At 47.1% G+C, this 19,425-nt stretch carries 16 protein-coding genes and 1 tRNA gene; 4 read left to right on the top strand and 13 right to left on the bottom strand.

The features are described 5' to 3' along the window. Positions 1 to 175: 175 nt before the first annotated feature. The 4 genes from HMPREF1647_RS01015 to HMPREF1647_RS01000 form a co-directional block, all read right to left on the bottom strand. Complete coding sequence (locus HMPREF1647_RS01015; RefSeq protein ID WP_222926888.1) at positions 176 to 718, bottom strand: GNAT family N-acetyltransferase; 543 nt, start codon at positions 716 to 718, stop codon at positions 176 to 178. Between the two features lie 14 nt (positions 719 to 732). Next, a complete protein-coding gene (rlmD, locus tag HMPREF1647_RS01010) occupies positions 733 to 2,061 on the bottom strand; it encodes a 23S rRNA (uracil(1939)-C(5))-methyltransferase RlmD (protein ID WP_081933290.1) in 1,329 nt (442 codons plus the stop codon). Further along, positions 2,062 to 3,111, bottom strand: a complete 1,050-nt coding sequence (gene trpS, locus HMPREF1647_RS01005) for a tryptophan--tRNA ligase (protein ID WP_035431289.1) — start codon at positions 3,109 to 3,111, stop codon at positions 2,062 to 2,064. 75 nt (positions 3,112 to 3,186) lie between these two features. Next, entirely contained in the window at positions 3,187 to 3,921 is a 735-nt protein-coding gene (locus HMPREF1647_RS01000) for a M48 family metallopeptidase (RefSeq protein WP_035431287.1), read from the bottom strand. Between the two features lie 256 nt (positions 3,922 to 4,177). Between HMPREF1647_RS01000 and HMPREF1647_RS00995 the strand changes: the two genes are divergently transcribed. Then, positions 4,178 to 7,561 carry an InlB B-repeat-containing protein gene (locus tag HMPREF1647_RS00995; protein WP_035431285.1) on the top strand — a complete coding sequence of 1,128 codons (3,384 nt, stop codon included), beginning with the start codon at positions 4,178 to 4,180 and terminating at the stop codon, positions 7,559 to 7,561. Between the two features lie 465 nt (positions 7,562 to 8,026). On the opposite strand, the gene pflA is transcribed toward HMPREF1647_RS00995, so the two are convergent. The 3 genes from pflA to pflB all read right to left on the bottom strand — a co-directional run bounded on the left by pflA (position 8,027) and on the right by pflB (position 11,311). Next, complete coding sequence (gene pflA, locus HMPREF1647_RS00985; RefSeq protein WP_052039075.1) at positions 8,027 to 8,824, bottom strand: pyruvate formate-lyase-activating protein; 798 nt, start codon at positions 8,822 to 8,824, stop codon at positions 8,027 to 8,029. A gap of 13 nt (positions 8,825 to 8,837) precedes the next feature. Then, a complete protein-coding gene (gene grcA3 / locus HMPREF1647_RS00980) occupies positions 8,838 to 9,089 on the bottom strand; it encodes an autonomous glycyl radical cofactor GrcA3 (RefSeq protein WP_035427399.1) in 252 nt (83 codons plus the stop codon). 65 nt (positions 9,090 to 9,154) lie between these two features. Continuing rightward, positions 9,155 to 11,311, bottom strand: coding sequence for a formate C-acetyltransferase (gene pflB, locus HMPREF1647_RS00975; RefSeq protein ID WP_035431280.1), 2,157 nt, complete (start codon positions 11,309 to 11,311; stop codon positions 9,155 to 9,157). 373 nt (positions 11,312 to 11,684) lie between these two features. Here pflB and HMPREF1647_RS00970 point away from each other — a divergent pair, with 373 nt between their 5' ends. After that, positions 11,685 to 12,266, top strand: a complete 582-nt coding sequence (locus HMPREF1647_RS00970; RefSeq protein WP_035431277.1) for a 5-formyltetrahydrofolate cyclo-ligase — start codon at positions 11,685 to 11,687, stop codon at positions 12,264 to 12,266. A gap of 66 nt (positions 12,267 to 12,332) precedes the next feature. Here the strand turns inward: HMPREF1647_RS00970 and HMPREF1647_RS06895 are convergent, their stop codons facing one another. The 5 genes from HMPREF1647_RS06895 to aroA form a co-directional block, all read right to left on the bottom strand. Next, positions 12,333 to 13,223, bottom strand: a complete 891-nt coding sequence (locus HMPREF1647_RS06895; protein ID WP_081933289.1) for a type II 3-dehydroquinate dehydratase — start codon at positions 13,221 to 13,223, stop codon at positions 12,333 to 12,335. A gap of 186 nt (positions 13,224 to 13,409) precedes the next feature. After that, the gene (locus HMPREF1647_RS00960) at positions 13,410 to 14,714 is read right to left on the bottom strand and encodes a shikimate kinase (RefSeq protein WP_035431274.1); all 1,305 of its coding nucleotides are present in this window, start codon (positions 14,712 to 14,714) and stop codon (positions 13,410 to 13,412) included. Further along, positions 14,704 to 14,976 carry a chorismate mutase gene (locus tag HMPREF1647_RS00955; RefSeq protein WP_035431272.1) on the bottom strand — a complete coding sequence of 91 codons (273 nt, stop codon included), beginning with the start codon at positions 14,974 to 14,976 and terminating at the stop codon, positions 14,704 to 14,706. The genes HMPREF1647_RS00960 and HMPREF1647_RS00955 overlap by 11 nt, the downstream gene beginning before the upstream one ends. Then, positions 14,969 to 16,111, bottom strand: coding sequence for a chorismate synthase (aroC, locus tag HMPREF1647_RS00950; protein WP_081933288.1), 1,143 nt, complete (start codon positions 16,109 to 16,111; stop codon positions 14,969 to 14,971). The genes HMPREF1647_RS00955 and aroC overlap by 8 nt, the downstream gene beginning before the upstream one ends. Continuing rightward, complete coding sequence (gene aroA / locus HMPREF1647_RS00945) at positions 16,112 to 17,392, bottom strand: 3-phosphoshikimate 1-carboxyvinyltransferase (protein ID WP_035431271.1); 1,281 nt, start codon at positions 17,390 to 17,392, stop codon at positions 16,112 to 16,114. Between the two features lie 102 nt (positions 17,393 to 17,494). Between aroA and HMPREF1647_RS00940 the strand changes: the two genes are divergently transcribed. Further along, positions 17,495 to 18,121 carry a bifunctional 4-hydroxy-2-oxoglutarate aldolase/2-dehydro-3-deoxy-phosphogluconate aldolase gene (locus HMPREF1647_RS00940; RefSeq protein WP_035431269.1) on the top strand — a complete coding sequence of 209 codons (627 nt, stop codon included), beginning with the start codon at positions 17,495 to 17,497 and terminating at the stop codon, positions 18,119 to 18,121. Here HMPREF1647_RS00940 and aroB read toward each other — a convergent pair. After that, positions 18,118 to 19,197, bottom strand: a complete 1,080-nt coding sequence (gene aroB / locus HMPREF1647_RS00935) for a 3-dehydroquinate synthase (RefSeq protein WP_035431267.1) — start codon at positions 19,195 to 19,197, stop codon at positions 18,118 to 18,120. The two genes, HMPREF1647_RS00940 and aroB, sit on opposite strands and share 4 nt — an antisense overlap. Before the next feature lie 111 nt (positions 19,198 to 19,308). Here aroB and HMPREF1647_RS00930 point away from each other — a divergent pair. Further along, positions 19,309 to 19,385: transfer RNA gene (locus HMPREF1647_RS00930), tRNA-Arg, on the top strand. Positions 19,386 to 19,425: the final 40 nt, after the last annotated feature.

Below are 19,425 nucleotides of genomic sequence, written 5' to 3'. Positions count from 1 at the left end.
ATAAAAGACACCCCTAAAAAATCCAGCGTCAATTCACGCCGGACTTTCATTCACGTTCTTCCGTTTCGTAAGTCTACAATAAGCCCTTATTTACAGTGTTATTCTAAGCGACAGCCACCAAACTTTGTATCATTTTGAGAAATTCATCCTTCATCATCCTATGCATGAATCGTGCTTAATTAACATTTCCCACTTCACACCCTGGGTGCAAGGTGGATGCACTTAGTTCTTTTTTGAGCATGATAATTTCGCTAGTTCTGCACTCTTCAACAAATCCATTCTTTAAAAACATCATGACTGATGGATTGTCTATGGCGATATCATCATAGAGCTGCTTAATACCGTTCTGTTTAGCTGCATCACAGAGCAAATTTAATCCAATGCTGCCGTAGCCCATTTTTCTATATGGTGCGTAGACTATGACGTCTGCAAGATAAATATTTTTATCGCTATCAAAGTGATAGGCGACCTCTCCAATAAAATGATCGCCGCTATCCTTTAAATACCTGTAATAACGTTTATTCTCATGCTTTACAATCCAAAAATCATACCAGCCATGCCAAGTCTCTTTTGGGAAAGGAATTGTACCTCCCCAGGCATGGTTATATGACATCGTTTCTTCGTCTACCATCATCTTCTGGCGAAACCAAAGATCTTCTAAAGACGGTGTATATAGGGTAATAGGACTTTTACATTCTTCTTTCATCAGTAGGTCCACGCGCCCTTTTCTTATCATTTTCCACGCTCAAGCAAGCAAACGTTTTCCACATGGAAGGTCTGTGGGAATAGGTCCACCGGGGTTACACTTACTGGTTTGTATGAGCCAATCTCAACAAAACGGCGTAGATCACGCGCTAGTGTTGCGGGGTCACATGAAACGTAGGCAATAGCGCGTGCAGGCTGCTTAGAAAGTTGCTGTATTACTTCAGGAGCAAGTCCTGCGCGAGGTGGATCAACAATAATAACGTCAGCATCCGTGTCAGGGAATTCTCTACCTGCGTCTCCGCCACCCGCATCAACGTTATCAAGCTTGGCCAGTTCAAGATTACGACGAAGATCTCTAACTGCTGGACCATAGGCTTCAACAGCAGAAACAAATCCTGCACGCTTTGCCAGAGGAAGCGTAAAGGTTCCTGCTCCACAATAGAGGTCCATAGCCTCATCGTCTGGCTGAACATCCAAACCAGAAAGCACAAGCTCAACGAGTTTCTCGGCACCCTTGGTATTGACCTGGAAAAAAGAAGGTGCAGAAAGCTGCATCTTCTGACCATCAATAAGCTCGCTCCATGAGCCGGAGCCACTTAGACGCTCTACGCCTACAACACGGCGTGCCTTACTTGGGCCTTTGGTCATAACGCGGACAACACTTGTTGCCTTGACTGCGTCACTCAAAACGCGGGCCACTTGTGTGCGTGGGAAGCCGCTCGGAGCGGTCCAGAGTGCAACTTCAAGCTCTTTAGTGCGTATAGACACTCTGATGCCAATACGTTCTATATCAAGCTCGTGAGAGCCCGAGAGATAGGAGAGGGCGCCGCTTACGGCACCAACTGCCTTTTGGTTGCTTTTATCTAAGAGCGGACAGTCTTTAATACGAACAATGTCCTGTCCGTTAGGTGCATACATACCTACCAGCGTTTTATTGCCATTGCGTTTAAACGCCAGCTCAATCTTATTGCGATAGCCCCATGGTTCGCCAGGGGAAACAATGTCTTTTACCAGCTCAGAAACATCGTCGTGTGAAAAATGCCCAATGCGTTCAAGAGCAGATATCACGCCGTTGCGTTTCTCGACAAGTTGCTGCTCATAGAGCATGTTGCCCCAAGGGGTGGCACCCGTGAGCGCCACAAATGGATTGGGGTGAGGGTCTCTGAATGCAGATGCTTCCAAGACCTTTACAAGCTGTGCGCGAGAAAACCTATCTGTGTCCTCGGTAATCTGTGCGCTGATAGTGTCTCCAGAGACGGCGCCACCAGAGATGAAGACTGTTTTTCCTTCTGGAGTATGAGCGATGGCATCTGGACCGTAGCTCATACGTTCAACATGTAAGGTGAGCTCAGACACTTAGTAGACCATTCCCATTGCTTCGCGAACCTCGTCAAGGGTGGCGTTAGCAATAACGTTTGCACGAGCGTTTCCATCGTGGATAATATCGCGAATAAGGTCCGGTTGAGCTGCAAACTCTGCGCGCCTCTGACGAATTGGCTCAAAGTAGGTATTAACTGCATCGATGACGTAAGTCTTGAGTGCTCCGCCACCACCCATGCCAATCTCGTCAGCAATCTCTTTTGGATCACGACCAGTACAAATGCCAGCAGTGGTAAGCAGCGCAGAGACTCCAGGACGATTGTCTGGATCAAAGGTAATCATGCGCTCTGAGTCAGTCTTGGACTTCTTGATAAGCTTGGCAGTTTCTTCGGCTGTCATAGAAAGCGAGATTGCATTGCCGTAAGACTTGCTCATCTTGCGGCCATCAAGACCTGGAATCAATGGGGTAGAGGTGAGAAGGCCAGAAACCTCTGGGAACACCTTGCCGTAGCGCTCATTAAAGCGACGGGCAATCTTAGAGGTAATCTCAATGTGAGGCAGCTGATCGCGACCAACAGGAACAACATTTCCTTTACAGAAAAGAATGTCGCATGCCTGGTGAACAGGATAAGTGAGGAGGAGACCTGTGAGTGCATGTCCAGATGCTTCCTGCTCTGCCTTAACAGTTGGATTTCTATGAAGCTCAGACTCGGTAACAAGCGAGAGGAACGGTAGCATAAGCTGGTTGAGAGCTGGAACTGCAGAATGTGTGAAAATCATAGTCTTTTCTGGATCAATTCCGCAGGCCAGATAATCAATAACCATATTGTAGACATTGTCTGCAATATGCTCAGTGGTGTCTCTGTCTGTAATGACCTGGTAGTCAGCAATAATAATATTGGTATGAACACCAAGATTTTGGAGTCTTACGCGCTCAACAATAGTGCCAAAGTAATGGCCAAGGTGAAGTCTTCCAGTAGGACGGTCACCAGTAAGCATGTTGTACTTTCCTGCATGCTCTGGCAGATCTGCTTGAATCTCATTTGAGCGACGGAGCGCCGCCTCGTAGCTGCCCTCATTTGGCATAAAAACTCCCAAACTTTCAAGTTCGTATGCAGCGCCTCACTGAGACGCCCGCGTTTCTAGTCAACAGTGCTTATTCTATCGCAAAGACGGCCGAGCGCCTTTGAGGCTGGCGTGGACTTCTTTCCAGTTTGGATAGAACGTGGCGAGAAGCGCATAGAATTCGCGGTTGTGTCTGCGAACGTAGAGATGGGTGAGTTCGTGAGCGATAACGTATTTCAGAGCCTCTTTGTCATATTCGGCAAGCTCAAGGTTGAGCGTGATGGCTCCTGTACATGTGTTGCAAGATCCCCAACGGCTTTTCATGCGGCATATTTTATACCGCGAGGCTTGCTTTTGAGCTCTTGTTTCCATGGCAGCGGTAAGCTCAGGCAGGACCGTGCGTATCTCTTGAGCGAGAAACTCATCAAATGTTTTACGAACGGCTTGCTGTGAAGCTTCGGAGGCAAGATCGTCCAGGTAGCGGTTGGGAAGCGTGATAACAACGTCGTGTGCAAAGATGCGCGCCGCCCGCTTTGGTCCGTGAATGATGCGCAGGTTGTATCGGTGTCCCCAAACGCTCACCGTATATCCGGAGGCTATGGGAGTGGGAACTTGGAGGTTCTTCTCGCCAAGTAAAGAGGCGCGAGAAAGAGCGGTGCGAATCCAATCAGATTTGGATTCGACAAAGGCGATTGCAGCCGCTTCGGAAGTGTGCCACGGATAGCTCACGTCAACGCGACCTTCTCGACTAACACGCAGATTGATATTCTTGACGGCCTTGCGTGTGAGCTGTACGGAAATGCCTGCTATCTGTACGGTTTTTGCGGTCACATGAGTCCTTACCATGATTTGGTTGATGGTTCGTAACATAGTATTACATGCATGTGACGCAGGAAATAGGGGAGGCAGTATGGATAGATCGGTCCTGAGCGCCTGAAAGCAAAGCTTACAGATTATGAACTTAGTGTGTTGATACTATAAAAATTTGCGATATTGCCCTATAACAGTGCGATTTGTTTTCCGATAGATTATATATAGATTGTGAGGATTTATTTATAAAGTTATTCGGGGTTATTCAGGAGGCACCATGAAAAGAAAAGGTGCAATTTCAAGGATTATTCTTGTGGCGCTCGTAGCATTTTCAATGTCTATGCCGACTTCTGCGCTTGCGGAGATGAGCACAGAGTTTGGGAGTACTCCGGCACAGGGGTTTGCAGAAGCAGTCGGTACCACGGCTTCTGCACAAGCGGAGAAGAACAACGGTTTATCTACTGAGTCATCCGCTGAGCCGAATGAACTGAAGGATGATAATGTCAAGCATGAAGAAACTCGCACGGAGGCAAACTCCACATCAGAGGCACCTGCAAGCGATTCTTCCGAAAGTTCCACCAACTCTCAAACAGAACCTGAAAAAACTCAAGTCCAAACTCAAACCAAGGAGGATTCTCAGAAGAACCTTGTCCAAGAGACTTGGACAACAACTGCTTCTGACGGCACTCAGATAACGGTCTCGGGAAAGCTCCCTTCCGGCGGTAGCGTGTCAGCTGTTCCGACAAGTGCCTCCATTAAAGGTCAGACAACACTTCTCGCCTTTGATATTACCATTCGCGATGCCTATGGAACAAAATGGGAGCCGGCCGGCTCGCCAATCGCCGTAAACATTTCCTCCTCCAGCATTTCCGGCAACTCCGTCTCGGTCTGGCATATTTCTGACAGTTCATCCGTAGAGCAGGTGAGCAGTCCTACATCCGCTACAGGCTCCGTGTCTTTTACGGCAAAAGGTTTTTCGGTCTATGCCGTAACTACGCCTGATACGCACTTCACAATAACCTATCGTTTTCATGTAATAGATGCATCCGGTACCGATTCCATTGTGTCAACTCAGAAACTCTCTGATGATGAGCGCTTGATAGAGCCTGCTACTCCATCCGGAGACGGAACGTTCCGCGGATGGAAAACTTCTTCGGGATCTACCTTTACTGACTTTGGTAAGACTGCCGCAGAGCTTAACGGCGCTGCCCTTGATGCTGCGGCTGAAGCATCCCCGGTTGATTTGTATGCATCTTTCACTGCATCCAATCGCCATGTCGTTTACTTCATGTCTGTTACCGATTCAAACCGCGTGCTCAGTGCGGTGACGTATGCGGATGGCGACACCATTCAAGGTAGCAGCATTCTTCCGCTCGTAAACACCGGCAATCCTGAAACGCAGGCCGTGGGCTGGTCTCGCACAAAAGGAGCAACCCAGCCGGATGCAAGTCTCGGTACCGTCAATGGTCAGGATGTCTATCTTTGGCCTGTTGTCAAAGCCGGACATAGCATCACCTTTGATAGCGCCGGCGGATCTTCCGTAGCCACCGAGTATGTTGATACTGACGATGTAACCGTTGCGCCGAGTAATCCAACAAGAACCGGATATACTTTTGCAGGTTGGAAGACTTCCGATGGTGCAGCCTTCACTTTTGGCTCAAAACTTACCCAATCTATCCGCCTTACCGCTTCATGGACGCCGAACGCCAATACGGTCTATCATGTGAACTACTGGGTGCAGAAACCTACTGATCCTTATAATGCGGCTTCAGCCGACAAGACCTATGCTTTATATACCGTCCAAGGTTATACGGCCGCTACCGACGCTACCGTTTCTCCTGCAACTACAGATGTTGCATCAAAAATTGCCGCTATCAATGGCCAGTACTACGGTCATTTGCTCCTTGACACCGAACGGAGCGACAGCTCGGCTACGGTTTCCGCAGATGGTAGCACAACGCTAAACGTGTATCTTGATCGCTCGCTGGTACGTGTTAATTTTTACAATAGCAAGACTGACTATACCAATGACACCGATAAAACAGGGGTTGAAAACTACTCAGGCAATGCTGCCCATACGTTCTTAGGGCTCTACGGCGCAACATTTACGCCTATTGAACCTGAAGCAGGGTATCGCTGGGATGACGGTAATCTTTGGTATGCCAAGAGTCCTTCTAACTTTAATTCACCAGGCAGCAGAAATCGCACGGCAAGCCGTTTCGATTTTTATCTTGAAAAGGTGAATCTGACCAAAGACTTTGCCATATTTGTCGACAATGCAGACGGGAACGGCTACAGTACATATAGTGCTTCATGGATACCTGCCGATGGAATATTTAGTTTCAGTATAAACCAGGCAATGTATTCTTACGTCAAGTACGGCTATTACACGCCTACCGGAACTCCTAAAGATCCGAAAGATCTAAACCTTGATACTGACGTTACTCAGTGGTTTGATATTTCTAAGGGAGAAGGTCCTGCGATATATGATGCTGCCAGCGGAGACGTTGTTTTTAAGCCTCTTCCTACAAAATATCTTGTTATGGTCAGAAAGCGCATTACCTATAATCTGACTCTCAAAAACGCGGCAACTTCCGTTACCTCTGAAACCACAATCTCATCTGAACAGCGTAAATATGGAGCTTCGTTAGCCGACATCTCAAACTCAACGCCAAGTCGTCCTGCCGGATTGCCACAGTACTACCGGTTTGTCGGCTGGTATCGAAATGCTCAGTTGACCATGCCTCTCACCTCTGATAACTCTATGCCCTCAAGTGATACCTCTCTGTATGCCAAATGGGAGCCGGTACCCGTTAATGTCACGTATGTGTACAACAACGGAACACCCAACAAGACCGTGTCAGTACCCGCGCAAACAACCCTCGATGAACCAACGGGGGTAACGCGCGATGGCTATGTTCTTGTTGCATGGCTCCGAAACGATGGAAAGCCGTATCGTTTTGGAAGTCCCGTGACGGAAGACATTACCCTTACGGCAAAATGGGTTCCGATAAACCAGGCCCACACCATCACCTATGATCTTGCCGGTGGTACAGGCTCTGTTTCAGATCCGATGCACTATGCCGAAGGCTCTGATATTCGTGTGCTTGATGCTTCCGGTGTGACTCCTCCTGCAGGCTCCCGTGGATTCATTTGCTGGGTTGCAAGTGACGGAACACGCTATTATCCGGGGGATTTGATTCCGATGGGAACCTCGGATATTTCCCTGCGCGCCGTGTGGGCAAACTCCAATGCCGTACGTCTTGCGTATGATCTCAACTACGAAGGCGCTCCCGGTCGTACATACTCAGATTTCGTTGAGTCAAACGATACTCTTACCATTGATGCGGCAGATCCGGTGCGAGCAGGATATCGCTTCTTAGGCTGGTCTATCTCAAAAGAGGGTGGCACACTGCTCCATCGGGGCGATAAGGTGGAAGTTGACACCATAAATGCAGAGGGAAATGTACTTTATGCTCAGTGGGAACGTATTGATGAGCCGACGCCTGCTGAAAATAAGACTGCTTCAACAAAGGCTCCCGGTGCACTTCCCGATACGGGAGATAATTCGCCGGCCATGATTTTCTCGCTTGCTGCTACCGGTCTGCTTGTGTTTGTAGCATCTACTCTGCATCGTCGTCGCACAGAGTCTCAGGCATAGAGCCGCGATTACGATTCAGTGGTTACGAAAAAGCAGTAGTAAGAAGATAGCGATAACAGTTGAGAAGGGCACAGCAAAACGCTGTGCCCTTTTTGTGATATGTCTGTCGGCGTCTGTGTCATTGTTGTTTAGCGGTGATGATTAGTCACATTGCCTCAACTGCACATGTCTTCCCTTTGCAAATGCTTGTTTCAGAGCTGTAATGCCAACGGCGAGAAGCAAGAGAGCAAACGACCATACTGTCAGAACAATAATCGCAGTCATAGGTTTCAGATTGACGCCTTTTAATACTTGAAATGTTGGCCAAATCCCAAGATAACCAACAATGTTTCTTACATCAAAATATGTCATGGGAAGAAAACGAATCAGGGAGGTATTGAAATCTCTTACCGAGAAGTACCTCGGATAGAGAGGCAAATATACCAACTAAATTGCTACCAGCAGCTAAATGGGCTGCTGATAGTTTTATGAAAGCTGTTTGCGTTCAAGGGAACGGGCGATAAGGACTTGCTTGCGCAGCTCAGGAATCTTTTTGCCATCCATGGCAGGAGTGTCAGCAAGTTTGTAAGGGATACCTAGCTCTTCATACTTTTTTACGCCCATCACGTGATAGGGAAGTAGATCTAATCCAATAACATTATCCCAGTGAGCAATGATTCTACCAACGCCAGCAAGTTCTTCTGGTGAATCAGTAATTCCAGGCACTACAACATGTCTGATAAGAACTTTAATACCCCTACGGTTAAGCTCATCGCCAAACGCAAGTGGTCTTTCTGAGCCAACTTCGCAAAGACTAATGTGGCCCTTTGGATCAGAGTGCTTGATATCAAGGAGCACTAAATCAGTGTTATCAAGAACGCGCTCAAATTTTTCTGGAGTTTCTGGATTATACGCAATGCCAGAAGAGTCAAGACAGGTATGAATGCGTCCTTGCGGGTCATTATGAGCCGCCTCAAACAGAGCGCCAATAAACTCTGGTTGAGCAAGTGGTTCACCACCAGTAGCCGTAATTCCACCGTTTCTGTAAAAAGCTCTATTGCGGTTAAAGGTGGCAAGAATTTCTTTTACCGATTTTTCTGTTCCAATACCAAATTGCCAGGTATCGGGGTTATGACAATAGGCACAGCGCATGGGACACCCCTGGGTAAACACAACCAGGCGAGTTCCAGGACCATCTACGGTGCCAAAGGTCTCAATAGAGTGGACCCGCCCACAAACTGTGAGCGGGTCATTGAGATCCATGTGAGTATCAGAACAAGACATGGACAAGAAATCCTTAGAGAGCGTCGTGGAAGGTACGAGAAATAACGTCGTCCTGCTGCTCTTTGGTAAGGGAATTGAACTTAACAGCGTAACCAGAAACGCGAATGGTCAGCTGAGGATACTTCTCTGGGTGTGCCTGAGCATCAAGAAGAGTGTCCTTAGTAAATACGTTAACGTTGAGGTGATGACCGCCCTTCTCGGCATAGCCATCAATCATGTTTACCAGGTTGTCAATCTGCTCGGAAGCTACTTCGTTGGACTGCATGTGTTTCTCCTTACGAGTTTGTTGGCGAGAAGAAACGTGTAGATAGATCTTCTCGCCAGGGCTTGTTATTTACGATCCTCAGCACCTTCAGCTGCGGATGGGTCTGCCTCACAGGCGCAATCAATTTTGTTCTCAATCTGAATATCAAGATTCATATCAGAGAAGTCGATGTGCTCAAGGTCAAGCTCACTACCGTGGAAGTAGACGTCAGAGCCCTTACCAAGAGCGTTAGGAATGATTGAGAAGGTATTGGAAATACCGTCCTGTGCGTCGTTAAATGGAAGCTTAGCAACGGAGGCCAGGGAAGCAACAGCACCGTGAGTATCGCGGTGGTGCATTGGGTTAGCGCCAGGAGCAAAAGGAACGCCCGCGCGGCGGCCGTCAGGGGTGTTGCCGGTAGCCTTACCATATACAACGTTTGAGGTAATGGTCAGGATAGAAGTGGTTGGGACAGAATCACGGTAGGTGTGGTTCTGGCGAATCATGTTCATGAAAATCTCAACGATGTCATGAGCAATGGTGTCAACGCGGTCATCATCATTACCGTACTTAGGGAAGTCACCCTCAGTAACGTAGTCGGTAACAAGGCCGGTCTCATCGCGGACAACCCTTACCTTTGCATACTTGATTGCAGAGAGGGAGTCGGCAACAACAGAAAGGCCTGCGATGCCTGTTGCAAACCAACGGTGAACATGCTCATCGTGCAGAGCCATCTGGATGCGCTCGTAGCTGTACTTATCGTGCATGTAGTGGATTGCATTAAGAGCGTTGACATAAACGCCTGCAAGCCAGCGCATCATATCCAAGTACTTGGAGAAGACATCGTCGTAATCAAGGTATTCGCCTTCAACGGCACGGTACTTAGGACCAATCTGCTCACCGGTCTTCTCGTCACGGCCGCCATTGATTGCGTAAAGCAGGCATTTAGCAAGGTTGGCACGAGCGCCAAAGAACTGCATCTCTTTACCAACGCGCATGGAGCTGACGCAGCAAGCAATTGCGTAGTCATCGCCATGATAGACGCGCATAAGATCGTCGTTCTCGTACTGGATAGAGCTGGTGGTAATAGAAATCTTTGCGCAGTAGCGCTTGAAGCCTACTGGAAGCTTGGTAGACCACAGAACAGTCAGGTTAGGCTCTGGGCTGGTACCCATATTCTCAAGGGTGTGGAGCCAGCGGAAGCAGGACTTGGTAACCATAGAGCGGCCATCAACGCCAATACCACCAATGGACTCAGTGACCCACTGAGGGTCTCCGGAGAAGAGCTCGTTGTACTCAGGAGTACGAGCAAACTTGACCATACGAAGCTTCATAACCAGGTGGTCAACAATCTCCTGAATCTCTGACTCAGTGAAGGTACCACGAGCAAGATCGCGCTCTGCATAGATGTCCAGGAAGGTGGTGTTACGACCAATGGACATTGCAGCGCCATTCTGCTCTTTTACAGCAGCAAGGTAGCCCAGGTAGAGCCACTGAACAGCCTCTTTGAAGTTCTCTGCAGGACGGCTCAAATCAAAGCCATAAATCTCGCCAAGCTGCTTAAGCTCCTTGAGAGCACGAATCTGCTCGGAGAGCTCCTCGCGATGACGAATGGTCTTCTCGTCCATGATGGAGCTGGTACCGTTTTTCTGATTAGTCTTATCAGTGATAAGAGCGTCAACACCATAGAGAGCAACACGACGATAATCGCCGATGATGCGGCCACGGCCATATGCGTCAGGCAGACCGGTAATGATATGGGAGTGACGGCATTTGCGCATGTCCTCGGTGTAGACATCAAAAACACCAGCGTTGTGAGTCTTGCGACGATAGGTGTAGAAGTCAACAATCTCTGGGTCAACTTCATAACCGTAGGCCTTGCATGCAGCCATTGCCATACGAACGCCGCCGTCTACCATCAGAGCGCGCTTGAGGGGCTTGTCAGTCTGGAGACCAACAATCTGCTCAAGTGGTTTGTCAATGTAGCCAGCCTCGTGGGAGGTGATAGTGGAAACCTGCTTGGTATCCATATCAAGTACACCACCGTTTGCGGTCTCTTGTGCAAAGAGATCCATAACATCCGCCCAAAGCTTTGTAGTAGCCTCAGTTGGACCAGCGAGGAAGGAATCATCACCGTCATAAGGGGTGTAATTCTTCTGAATGAAGTCTCGGACATCAACAGCTCTTTGCCAGTTGCCACCGACAAAGCCGTCCCAAGCCTCCTGTGCTGGTGTTTCCTGCATAACACACTCCTTTTTACACGGACAATGTATATATCCGCGTTCATGCTGAGCGTGTTGAGTGGAGCATGGCCGCTCAGCAGTTTACAAATAGCAATCTTGAGACTAATTTTGACAGCAGGTATGTCTTTGGACAAATGACGTCAAATATTAGTTGCGACCTCTAACTTTACTCAATATGTAGTGCTAGACAAGTGACAAATACGCAATATTTTGACAAGTTAGAATCGGTTTACATTTGCGCAGGTCAGGAATTTGCTAAAAAGAAAGCTATATAAAAATTGTTGAGAATTAGTCACATTTATTGCGACAGGTGTCTGTTTCTTCTCCAAATGTCCACAAAAATGTTGTTATTCTTAGCTAGAGGGGAGGCTTTATGGATACTGCGGCATTAGAAAAACAACGTTTGCGAGAAGAACGTCTAGCAGCAAGAGAAGCTCTTTCTGAGCAAGAGAGGTCCGTGCTTGATGATCGCATTACTCAGAAACTTCTTGCAACCTCTGAATATGTAGAAGCAACTACTGTTTTAACGTATGTTTCTGTTTCATCTGAAGTTTCTACCAGGATGTTTATTGAGAGCGCTCTACGCGATGGGAAAACGGTGGCGGTACCTCGTTGTCTACCTGGACATTGTTTAGAGTTCGTAGCTATTACTTCTTTAGATCAACTTATTGCTGCTCCTTTTGGTCTACTTGAACCGCCAAAAGAATTACCGGCTTTAACAGAAGAGCAGATGGACGCTTCAATCTGCATTGTTCCAGCGCTTCTTATTGATACAAAGGGGTATCGATTGGGTTATGGTGCTGGTTTTTATGACCGGTTCTTGTCTACGTACCCTGGTAAGAAAATTTGTCTTGCTTACCAGCAAAATTTGAGCCGGACAACACTTCCTCATACAGCATTTGATGTTGCCGTAGATGTGGTTATAACCGAGTCAGAGGTACTTACGTGTGCATAAAAAACCTGCTGCAATTTAGCATTACAGCAGGTTTGTGTTTCTCGCCAAATGGCTATAAGCAACTGGTTATGCTTCATCTTTGAGATGAGTCGCCATCAGTTGGATTGCTTCTCTGTAGCTGTCAATTCCTTTACCAGCAACTGTAGCAAAGCATGCATCTTTTATATAAGAAATGTGCCTAAAGTCTTCTCTGGTAGAGATGTCAGTAAGATGTACCTCAATCATGGGAATTTGCACCGCTAGCGCTGCGTCGAGCAGAGCAACTGAGGTGTGCGTATAGGCGGCAGGATTGATAATAATACCGTCATAGCTGCCCAGTGCGTCCTGGATTGCATCAACTAGATCACCCTCATGGTTTGATTGATAACACACACAATCAGAGAAACCTTGAGAGAGGGCTTCTTCCTTACAAGTCTCTATAAGGGTTCTGTAGTCAGCTTTTCCATAAATCTCTGGCTCACGAATGCCCAGCATGTTGATATTTGGGCCGTTGATTATGAGTAGGCGAGGAGCGTCGAGGTCATCCTCATAGTTGTCTTCAAAGTCGTCTGCGTCTAAGTCAGAGGCAAGGCTGTCAAAGTCTTCTTCGTCTTGATCAAGGGTAGTTTTTTGAGTAAGCAAAGAGATTAGCTCATCCACCTCTTCGTTGTGCTGAGTGGGAAGATCTGCTCGCTTCTCATCTAACGAACAAAAAGTCTTTTCTGGCTCACCCAAAATGTGATTAAGGGCATCATTTACTTGACGCACAAGATTGGGGCCAAAGACTACCTCAAGTCCGTTGGCACCTTTTCCTACAATACCAAGAACACCAGTGGCTGTGGCCAGCTGTTCATGGTCTATAAGCGTCATATCATTGATGGAAAGGCGAAGTCGCGTCATACACACTTCGTTGTGAGTTAAGTTTTTTGAGCCGCCTATTGCATTTAGGATCTCGTGAGCAATAGCATTGCTGTCCATTGGATATCTCCCCAAGTATGACCACATATCAAACACTTAACCGTTTGACTTGGTCTAGCATCCTTGTAGTCTTATGAATACACACCTACGAGGCATAAGTATAGGGGCTTTAACGTGCCAAAATTCAAAATCTGCAAACCATCCGGTGAACGGTTAAAAAATAACTGCGAACGCTTACTGTTATGCTTAAAGCGTGTCGAGAAGACCCTTGGCATCTGCGTCTGGATTACCGAGACAAGAAAAGGTCAAGTCAGCCCATGCTTTGTAGAGCGGAATACGTACTGCAGCAAGTTCTTGTATGCCAACACTTTGTGAGAGTGGTCTTCCTGTAAGAGCCAGTTCTTCAAGCGGGCGCGTAAGGTAGACAAGCTTGCCGTTTTGACGGAGCGCTTGGTAGTTTGAAGGCGTAACAACTACGCCACCTCCGCAAGAGATCACCACACCACTCATGCTGGAAATCTCTTGAATTATTTCATGTTCTAGATGTCTAAATGCTGCTTCACCGTGTATTTGTAGGTAGGTTGCCGCTTCGCAGTGAGCTTTCTGCTTGATGAGAAAATCAGTGTCTATCCAGGGACGATTCAAGAGCTTTGCTAGAGCTTCTCCCGTAGAGGTTTTTCCAACTCCCGGCATACCAATAAGCACGATGTTTTCTTTTGAAGCATGGAGCTCACGCGAGATGTTTTCTATCTGAGCGTCTGATACTTCTTGACCCAAAAAGAGTGAGCTTGCTCTAGCTGCTTGAGCTACCAGCATTTTTAAACCATTTGCATTGAGTATTCCAAGACTTTCTGCGTCTAAAAGAAGCTGAGAGCGCAGCGGATTATAGATAAGATCAATCACGCATTGTAGAGAAGTAAAAGCAGAAAGTTCCTCTTTTGAAAGAGGAGAAACATCAGCATGTGGGAACATTCCTACTGGCGTTGCATTGACAAGAAGATCAGTGTCATAGTGAGATTTAATCTGGTCATAGGTAATTGCGCAGTCTACATATGAAGAGCTTACGTGAGGGTTCCTGGAGACTCCCACAACATATGCACCGTCTTGTTTGAGCGCATAGCAAATTGCCTGACCAGCGCCACCAAAGGCTCCTAAAACAATTGCCTTTTTATGGCTCAAGTTGACCTTGAGGCTTTTTACCAGATACTCAAAGCCATACACATCGGTGTTGTCTGCGGCTATAAAACCATTAGCATCTTTTACCAGGGTATTTGCCGCTCCTATAGCTTGTGCATCCTTAGAAGTAGCGTCTGCAAGAGCACAGGCATCCTTTTTGTAGGGGATAGTAACGTTCAAGCCCCGCCAAGGTTGGTCTTTGAGAAAACCCTTCAGCTCAGAAGCAGAAAGCTCATGAAGCTGGTAGGGAAATGACCCCAACTTTTCATGAATTTCTGCCGACCAACTATGAGAGAGTTTCTCGCCAATAAGGCCGTAAGGAGCAAGAGGAGCTGTAGGGTTACTTGAGGCTTGCTGCTCAGAATTAGAGCTCATGGTCTGTCTCCTGAACTGCCTTTGCGGCGTTCATCAATACCTCAAGTAACTCTAAAGCATAAGGTTCAAGTTCATTAGAAACAGTGGCTTTAACCTGGTCTCTTTTGGCATTTTCTCTTGAGGAATCAAGAACAGTGAGGTCCTGCTCCTTTTTGTAAGCGCCAATTTGTTTGGCAACCGCAATCCTTTGCTCAAAGAGGTCAAAGATTTGCGCATCAATTGAATCGATTTCCTGGCGAAGCGTTTCTAGCTGACTAGTCATTGTGATATCCGTTCTGCTCAGAGGGCCAGGAATACAAGGTGTCGAGAAGAGCTAGTGCAAAAGCGCTTTCAACGCAGGGCACAGCGCGTAAAACTGCAGTTACATCATGTCTGCCCTGAACAACAAGCTGCTCTGGGTTCATAGTCTGAAGGTTTACTGAGTTCTGTGGTAGGCCAATACTCGAGATAGGTTTTAACGCACATCTAAACCAGATGGGAGCACCCGTTGAGATTCCACCAAGGATGCCTCCGGCGTGATTGGTGGTTGGTACAACAGTGCCGTTACGCACTTCGTATGCATCGTTATTCTCAGAGCCAAGGAGATTGGCAACTTCCATGCCGCTACCAAATTCTATGGCTTTAACAGCAGGAATACCAAAGACTGCAGCAGAGATGGTATTTTCAAGCCCATGAAAATGAGGGCACCCAATACCTGCAGGAACACCCGTTGCAGCACATTCTATGATGCCGCCAACAGTATTTTTCTCTGAGCGCAGCTGCATAAGGAGTGCGCGGGTTTTCTCGCCAGCTTGAGCATCAAGGAAGGGAAGCTCTTGAGGGTTAGCCTGAAGTAGCTGATTCATTTGGTAAGCAAGTAGCTTGTTGGCCTCAAGTGAGTTGTCTACGAGCTCAAGAGGAGTGTCGTTGATGTTCTTTATTTTGAGTACGTGAGCTGCAAGGGTAATGCCTTGAGCTTGCAAAATCTGGAGCGCTATGCCTCCTGCAATGCAGAGAGGGGCGGTTAGGCGGGCGGAAAAATGTCCTCCACCCGTTTGCTTGTACGAGTCTCCCCATTTTGCCCAGGCAGCAAAATCGGCATGTCCTGGTCGTGGGACAAGCTTTGTAGCTGCGTAATCTTGTGGACGAACGTTTGTGTTAGGTAGCTCCGCCGTGAGCGGGGAGCCATCTAGAATGCCTTCTGCTGAAATTCCTGAGACAAACAGTGGATCATCAGTCTCTTTACGCGGAGTATCCCACGGATGCGATGGAGATCTTCTTTGAAGGAATGTCTTGAGAGCTGCTAAGTCAATGCTAAAACCAGCAGGTAAACCTTCAATGGTGCAGCCGATTTTTGGAGCATGAGACTCGCCAAAAATAGATACTTTTACTGTTGTCCCAAAAGTTGAGGTCATCATTTATGACTCCATACTGTGACAGACGCCACCAAGCTGCTTGAAGTGCTCAAAGAAGAACGGATACGACTTATTGATTGCTTCGGCATGGGTGATTATGACAGGACCCGTTGCATACGAAGCTAAAATAGTTGCCATCATCACCATGCGATGATCATTGCACGAGTCCACAATGCAGCTGACGGGCTGTTTTCCTCCCGTGATAATAAGCTCCGTTTGATCGTCAGAGAGCTCAACGGTTACACCAAATGCCCTAAGTACGCTGCAGATACTTTGAACGCGGTCGGACTCTTTAAGATGAAGGCGCTGAATATTGGTAAGCCTACTTGTTCCAGGGATAAACGCAGCTAATGCAGCAAGTACCGGAGCAAGATCGCACACCTCGGAGACAGAAATGGTAAACGGTCGCAGGTGATCTATCATACAAGCTGCACCTTTTTGCTGGCGAGAAACACGTGCGCCCACAAGCGATAACGCGGCCAAGATAGCTCTATCTCCCTGGACACTTTGCATGGAGAGCCCTGTGACCTCTACGCCTTGCCCAATTGCACCTGCAGCAAGCCATGGTGCAGCGTTTGACCAATCTCCTTCGATTGAATAAACGCCTGGACAAACGTAGTGTTGAGGTTCAATGGCATAGGTGGCATTCTTTACATCAAATACAGTAGTAACACCAAAGTCTTTCAATACGTGCTCTGTGATAGCCAGATAGTCTTTTGACTGGATGGACCCTGTAATCTGTAGTGTTGAAGATTCGTTTAACAAAGGCAATGACAGCAAAAGTCCAGAAATAAATTGAGAAGAAATATCTCCTGGTAGCTCAAATAAACCATTAGTAAGCTGACCCGAAACCTCAAAGGTCTTCTCGTCTTGCCAGCTAAAAGACATACCATGGGCAGAGAGTTCTGAGATAAGCGGCTCTAGGGGTCGAGAAAAGAGTCTTCCTTCTGCAGAAATTGTGGCGGTTACGTTTAGCGCGCCCAGAAGGGGGAGTAAAAACCTGAGCGTGGTGCCAGATTCTTTGCAGTTAATTTGCACGTTTTGAGGGCGATTTTGCTCTTTTGCAGGAACAACTCTAAATCCCTGTTTAGTTCTAGCGATAGTGGTGCCTAAAGCTTTAAGACAATCAACAGTTACTTGAATGTCCTCTGAGATGTAAGGACAGGTAATGTTAGTAGTGCCGTTTGCAAATGAAGCACAGATGAGCGCGCGATGAGCGCATGATTTTGACGGGATGGCTTCTACCGTTCCAAACAAATCATGAGGAGTTATTGAAACATCCATTTTTCACCCGCTCCGTAACTAATTGCTTGATGTAAGAATACCGCAGTTGAGTGTCAGAGAAGGATATGGTTAAAATTATTTGAAGATTAAAGGAGGAAGCAAGTGAATAAGCCTTTTAGTGCCGTAACTCAGGTTTTACGTGGTTATACGTACAATCAGGTTAAAGCTGTCGTTGAGGTTCTTGTTGATTCTCCTGTACATAACGTTGAAGTAACCATGAACACTCCAGAAGCTGCTTCGTTAATTCAGAAGCTGTCCAGTGAATATAGTTCTGATATCAATATTGGTGCTGGTACCGTGCTTACTCTTGAAGATCTTCAGACGGCTCATAAAGCTGGCGCCACGTTTGTTTTAGCACCAACACTGTTCTCTGAAGAGATGTTTGACTACTGCAAAGAGCATGAGATTTTGAGTGTTCCGGGAGCGTTTACGCCAACAGAGATTGCTCATGCATTTGCTCTTGGTGCAGATATTGTCAAAGTATTCCCCGCAAATGAGGTTAGTTATGGATACGCCAAAAAGGTGTGTGAGCCTTTAGGAAACTTGCCTCTTATGGCGGTTGGTGGCGTTACAACAGATAATCTTGCTGAAGTATTTGCTGGCGGTTATGCCTATGTAGGAACTGCTAACGGCATCTTCAACAAAAACGATATCCTAGCTGAAGACAAGACTGCCTTAAAACAGTCAGTACGTAAGCTTGCAGAAGAGCTGGAGCGTCTAGGACGTTAGTCTTCTTTTGCTAGCTCAATCAGCTGTTTAAGTTCTGCAAATGATTTGCGCTCAATACGCACATCACCAATGCCATAGATAAGCGCCATATCAATTGAATTTGCGTGGCTTTTCTTGTCATGAAGTGCTGCGCTGTAAAGTTCTTCCACAGTAAATGAAGTGCTGGTAGGAAGGTTATAAGCTTGAGTGAGCGCGGCGATGTTCTCTGCGTCTTCAACAGAACAAAGACCAAGCTTGGAACAGGCTTTTGCCAACAGGGAAGTTCCAGCAGCCACACAGGAGCCGTGTCCAAGTTCAAAGTTGCTGAGCGTCTCAATAGCATGGCCAAGTGTATGGCCCAGATTGAGCAATTTTCTAGACCCTGCTTCTTTGAAGTCTGCTTCAACGATTGTCTTCTTTATTTCAATGCACTCTTGAATGAGCTCTTGTCTATGCGTCACGTCGATGACCTGCACAGGGTTTCTCGCCAAAGAGATTTTATTGAAGAGCTCATGTCCAGAAAGAACGCCATATTTAATAAGCTCTCCGCAGCTATCTTGTAAGAGGGGAGTCGGAATAGAGTTCAGCAGTTCAAGGTCAACAATAACGGCCTTGGGATTATAGAAGGCTCCAACCAGATTTTTCCCAAACGGTAGGTCAATAGCAGTTTTTCCACCAATTGAGGAGTCAATCATCGCTAAAAGAGAGGTGGGGATGTGTACGAGCGCACAACCTCGCATGTAGGTTGCTGCAACAAATCCCGCAAGATCACCAATAACACCTCCGCCAAATGCCACAACAATGTCTTCTCGCGTAAAACGGTTTTCTGCAAGGACGCTTACCAGCTTTTGATACGACTCAAATGATTTTGCGTGCTCACCTGTGGACACTGTGGCGGTTGTAACGGAGTAGCCAGCTGACTCCAACGAGGTAAGAAGCTCAGAGCCAAAGAGCTTGTTCAAATCTGGATGAGTGACCACAAGAATCTTTGACCCTGAGGTGCAGGAACGAATGAGCTTACCAGCCTGCGTAAGCAGGTGATGCCCTACATGAATTTGATATGAGTCGGATGTTAGGTCAACGGAAATAGTATTCATGAGCTCCTCATTTGCTGGTTGAATTCATTTTAGCATGGGAAAATACCAGAAGAAAATTACGCAAACCGTTACAAAAGGCAGTAAGTAGGCTGGGGTATACTTATGCACCATGACTCCGTAGCTCAGTGGATTAGAGCGTTTGCCTCCGGAGCAAAAGGTCGTGGGTTCGAAACCCACCGGGGTCACCACGTGCAAAAAACCGGCCATCACTGACTGGAGATTGTTTAT

Source organism: Lancefieldella parvula DNF00906, from assembly GCF_000758945.1.
GTDB classification, from domain to species: domain Bacteria; phylum Actinomycetota; class Coriobacteriia; order Coriobacteriales; family Atopobiaceae; genus Lancefieldella; species Lancefieldella parvula_C.
This window is presented reverse-complemented; position numbering and strand designations above follow the sequence as displayed.

Excerpts from the sequence above, each read along its gene's own strand:
- trpS (WP_035431289.1), bottom strand. The coding sequence starts at position 3,111 with ATGCCAAATGAGGGCAGCTACGAGGCGGCGCTCCGTCGCTCAAATGAG.
- HMPREF1647_RS00995 (WP_035431285.1), top strand. The coding sequence starts at position 4,178 with ATGAAAAGAAAAGGTGCAATTTCAAGGATTATTCTTGTGGCGCTCGTA.
- pflA (WP_052039075.1), bottom strand. The coding sequence starts at position 8,824 with ATGTCTTGTTCTGATACTCACATGGATCTCAATGACCCGCTCACAGTT.
- grcA3 (WP_035427399.1), bottom strand. The coding sequence starts at position 9,089 with ATGCAGTCCAACGAAGTAGCTTCCGAGCAGATTGACAACCTGGTAAAC.
- pflB (WP_035431280.1), bottom strand. The coding sequence starts at position 11,311 with ATGCAGGAAACACCAGCACAGGAGGCTTGGGACGGCTTTGTCGGTGGC.
- HMPREF1647_RS00970 (WP_035431277.1), top strand. The coding sequence starts at position 11,685 with ATGGATACTGCGGCATTAGAAAAACAACGTTTGCGAGAAGAACGTCTA.
- HMPREF1647_RS06895 (WP_081933289.1), bottom strand. The coding sequence starts at position 13,223 with ATGGACAGCAATGCTATTGCTCACGAGATCCTAAATGCAATAGGCGGC.
- HMPREF1647_RS00960 (WP_035431274.1), bottom strand. The coding sequence starts at position 14,714 with ATGAGCTCTAATTCTGAGCAGCAAGCCTCAAGTAACCCTACAGCTCCT.
- HMPREF1647_RS00955 (WP_035431272.1), bottom strand. The coding sequence starts at position 14,976 with ATGACTAGTCAGCTAGAAACGCTTCGCCAGGAAATCGATTCAATTGAT.
- aroC (WP_081933288.1), bottom strand. The coding sequence starts at position 16,111 with ATGATGACCTCAACTTTTGGGACAACAGTAAAAGTATCTATTTTTGGC.
- aroA (WP_035431271.1), bottom strand. The coding sequence starts at position 17,392 with ATGGATGTTTCAATAACTCCTCATGATTTGTTTGGAACGGTAGAAGCC.
- aroB (WP_035431267.1), bottom strand. The coding sequence starts at position 19,197 with ATGAATACTATTTCCGTTGACCTAACATCCGACTCATATCAAATTCAT.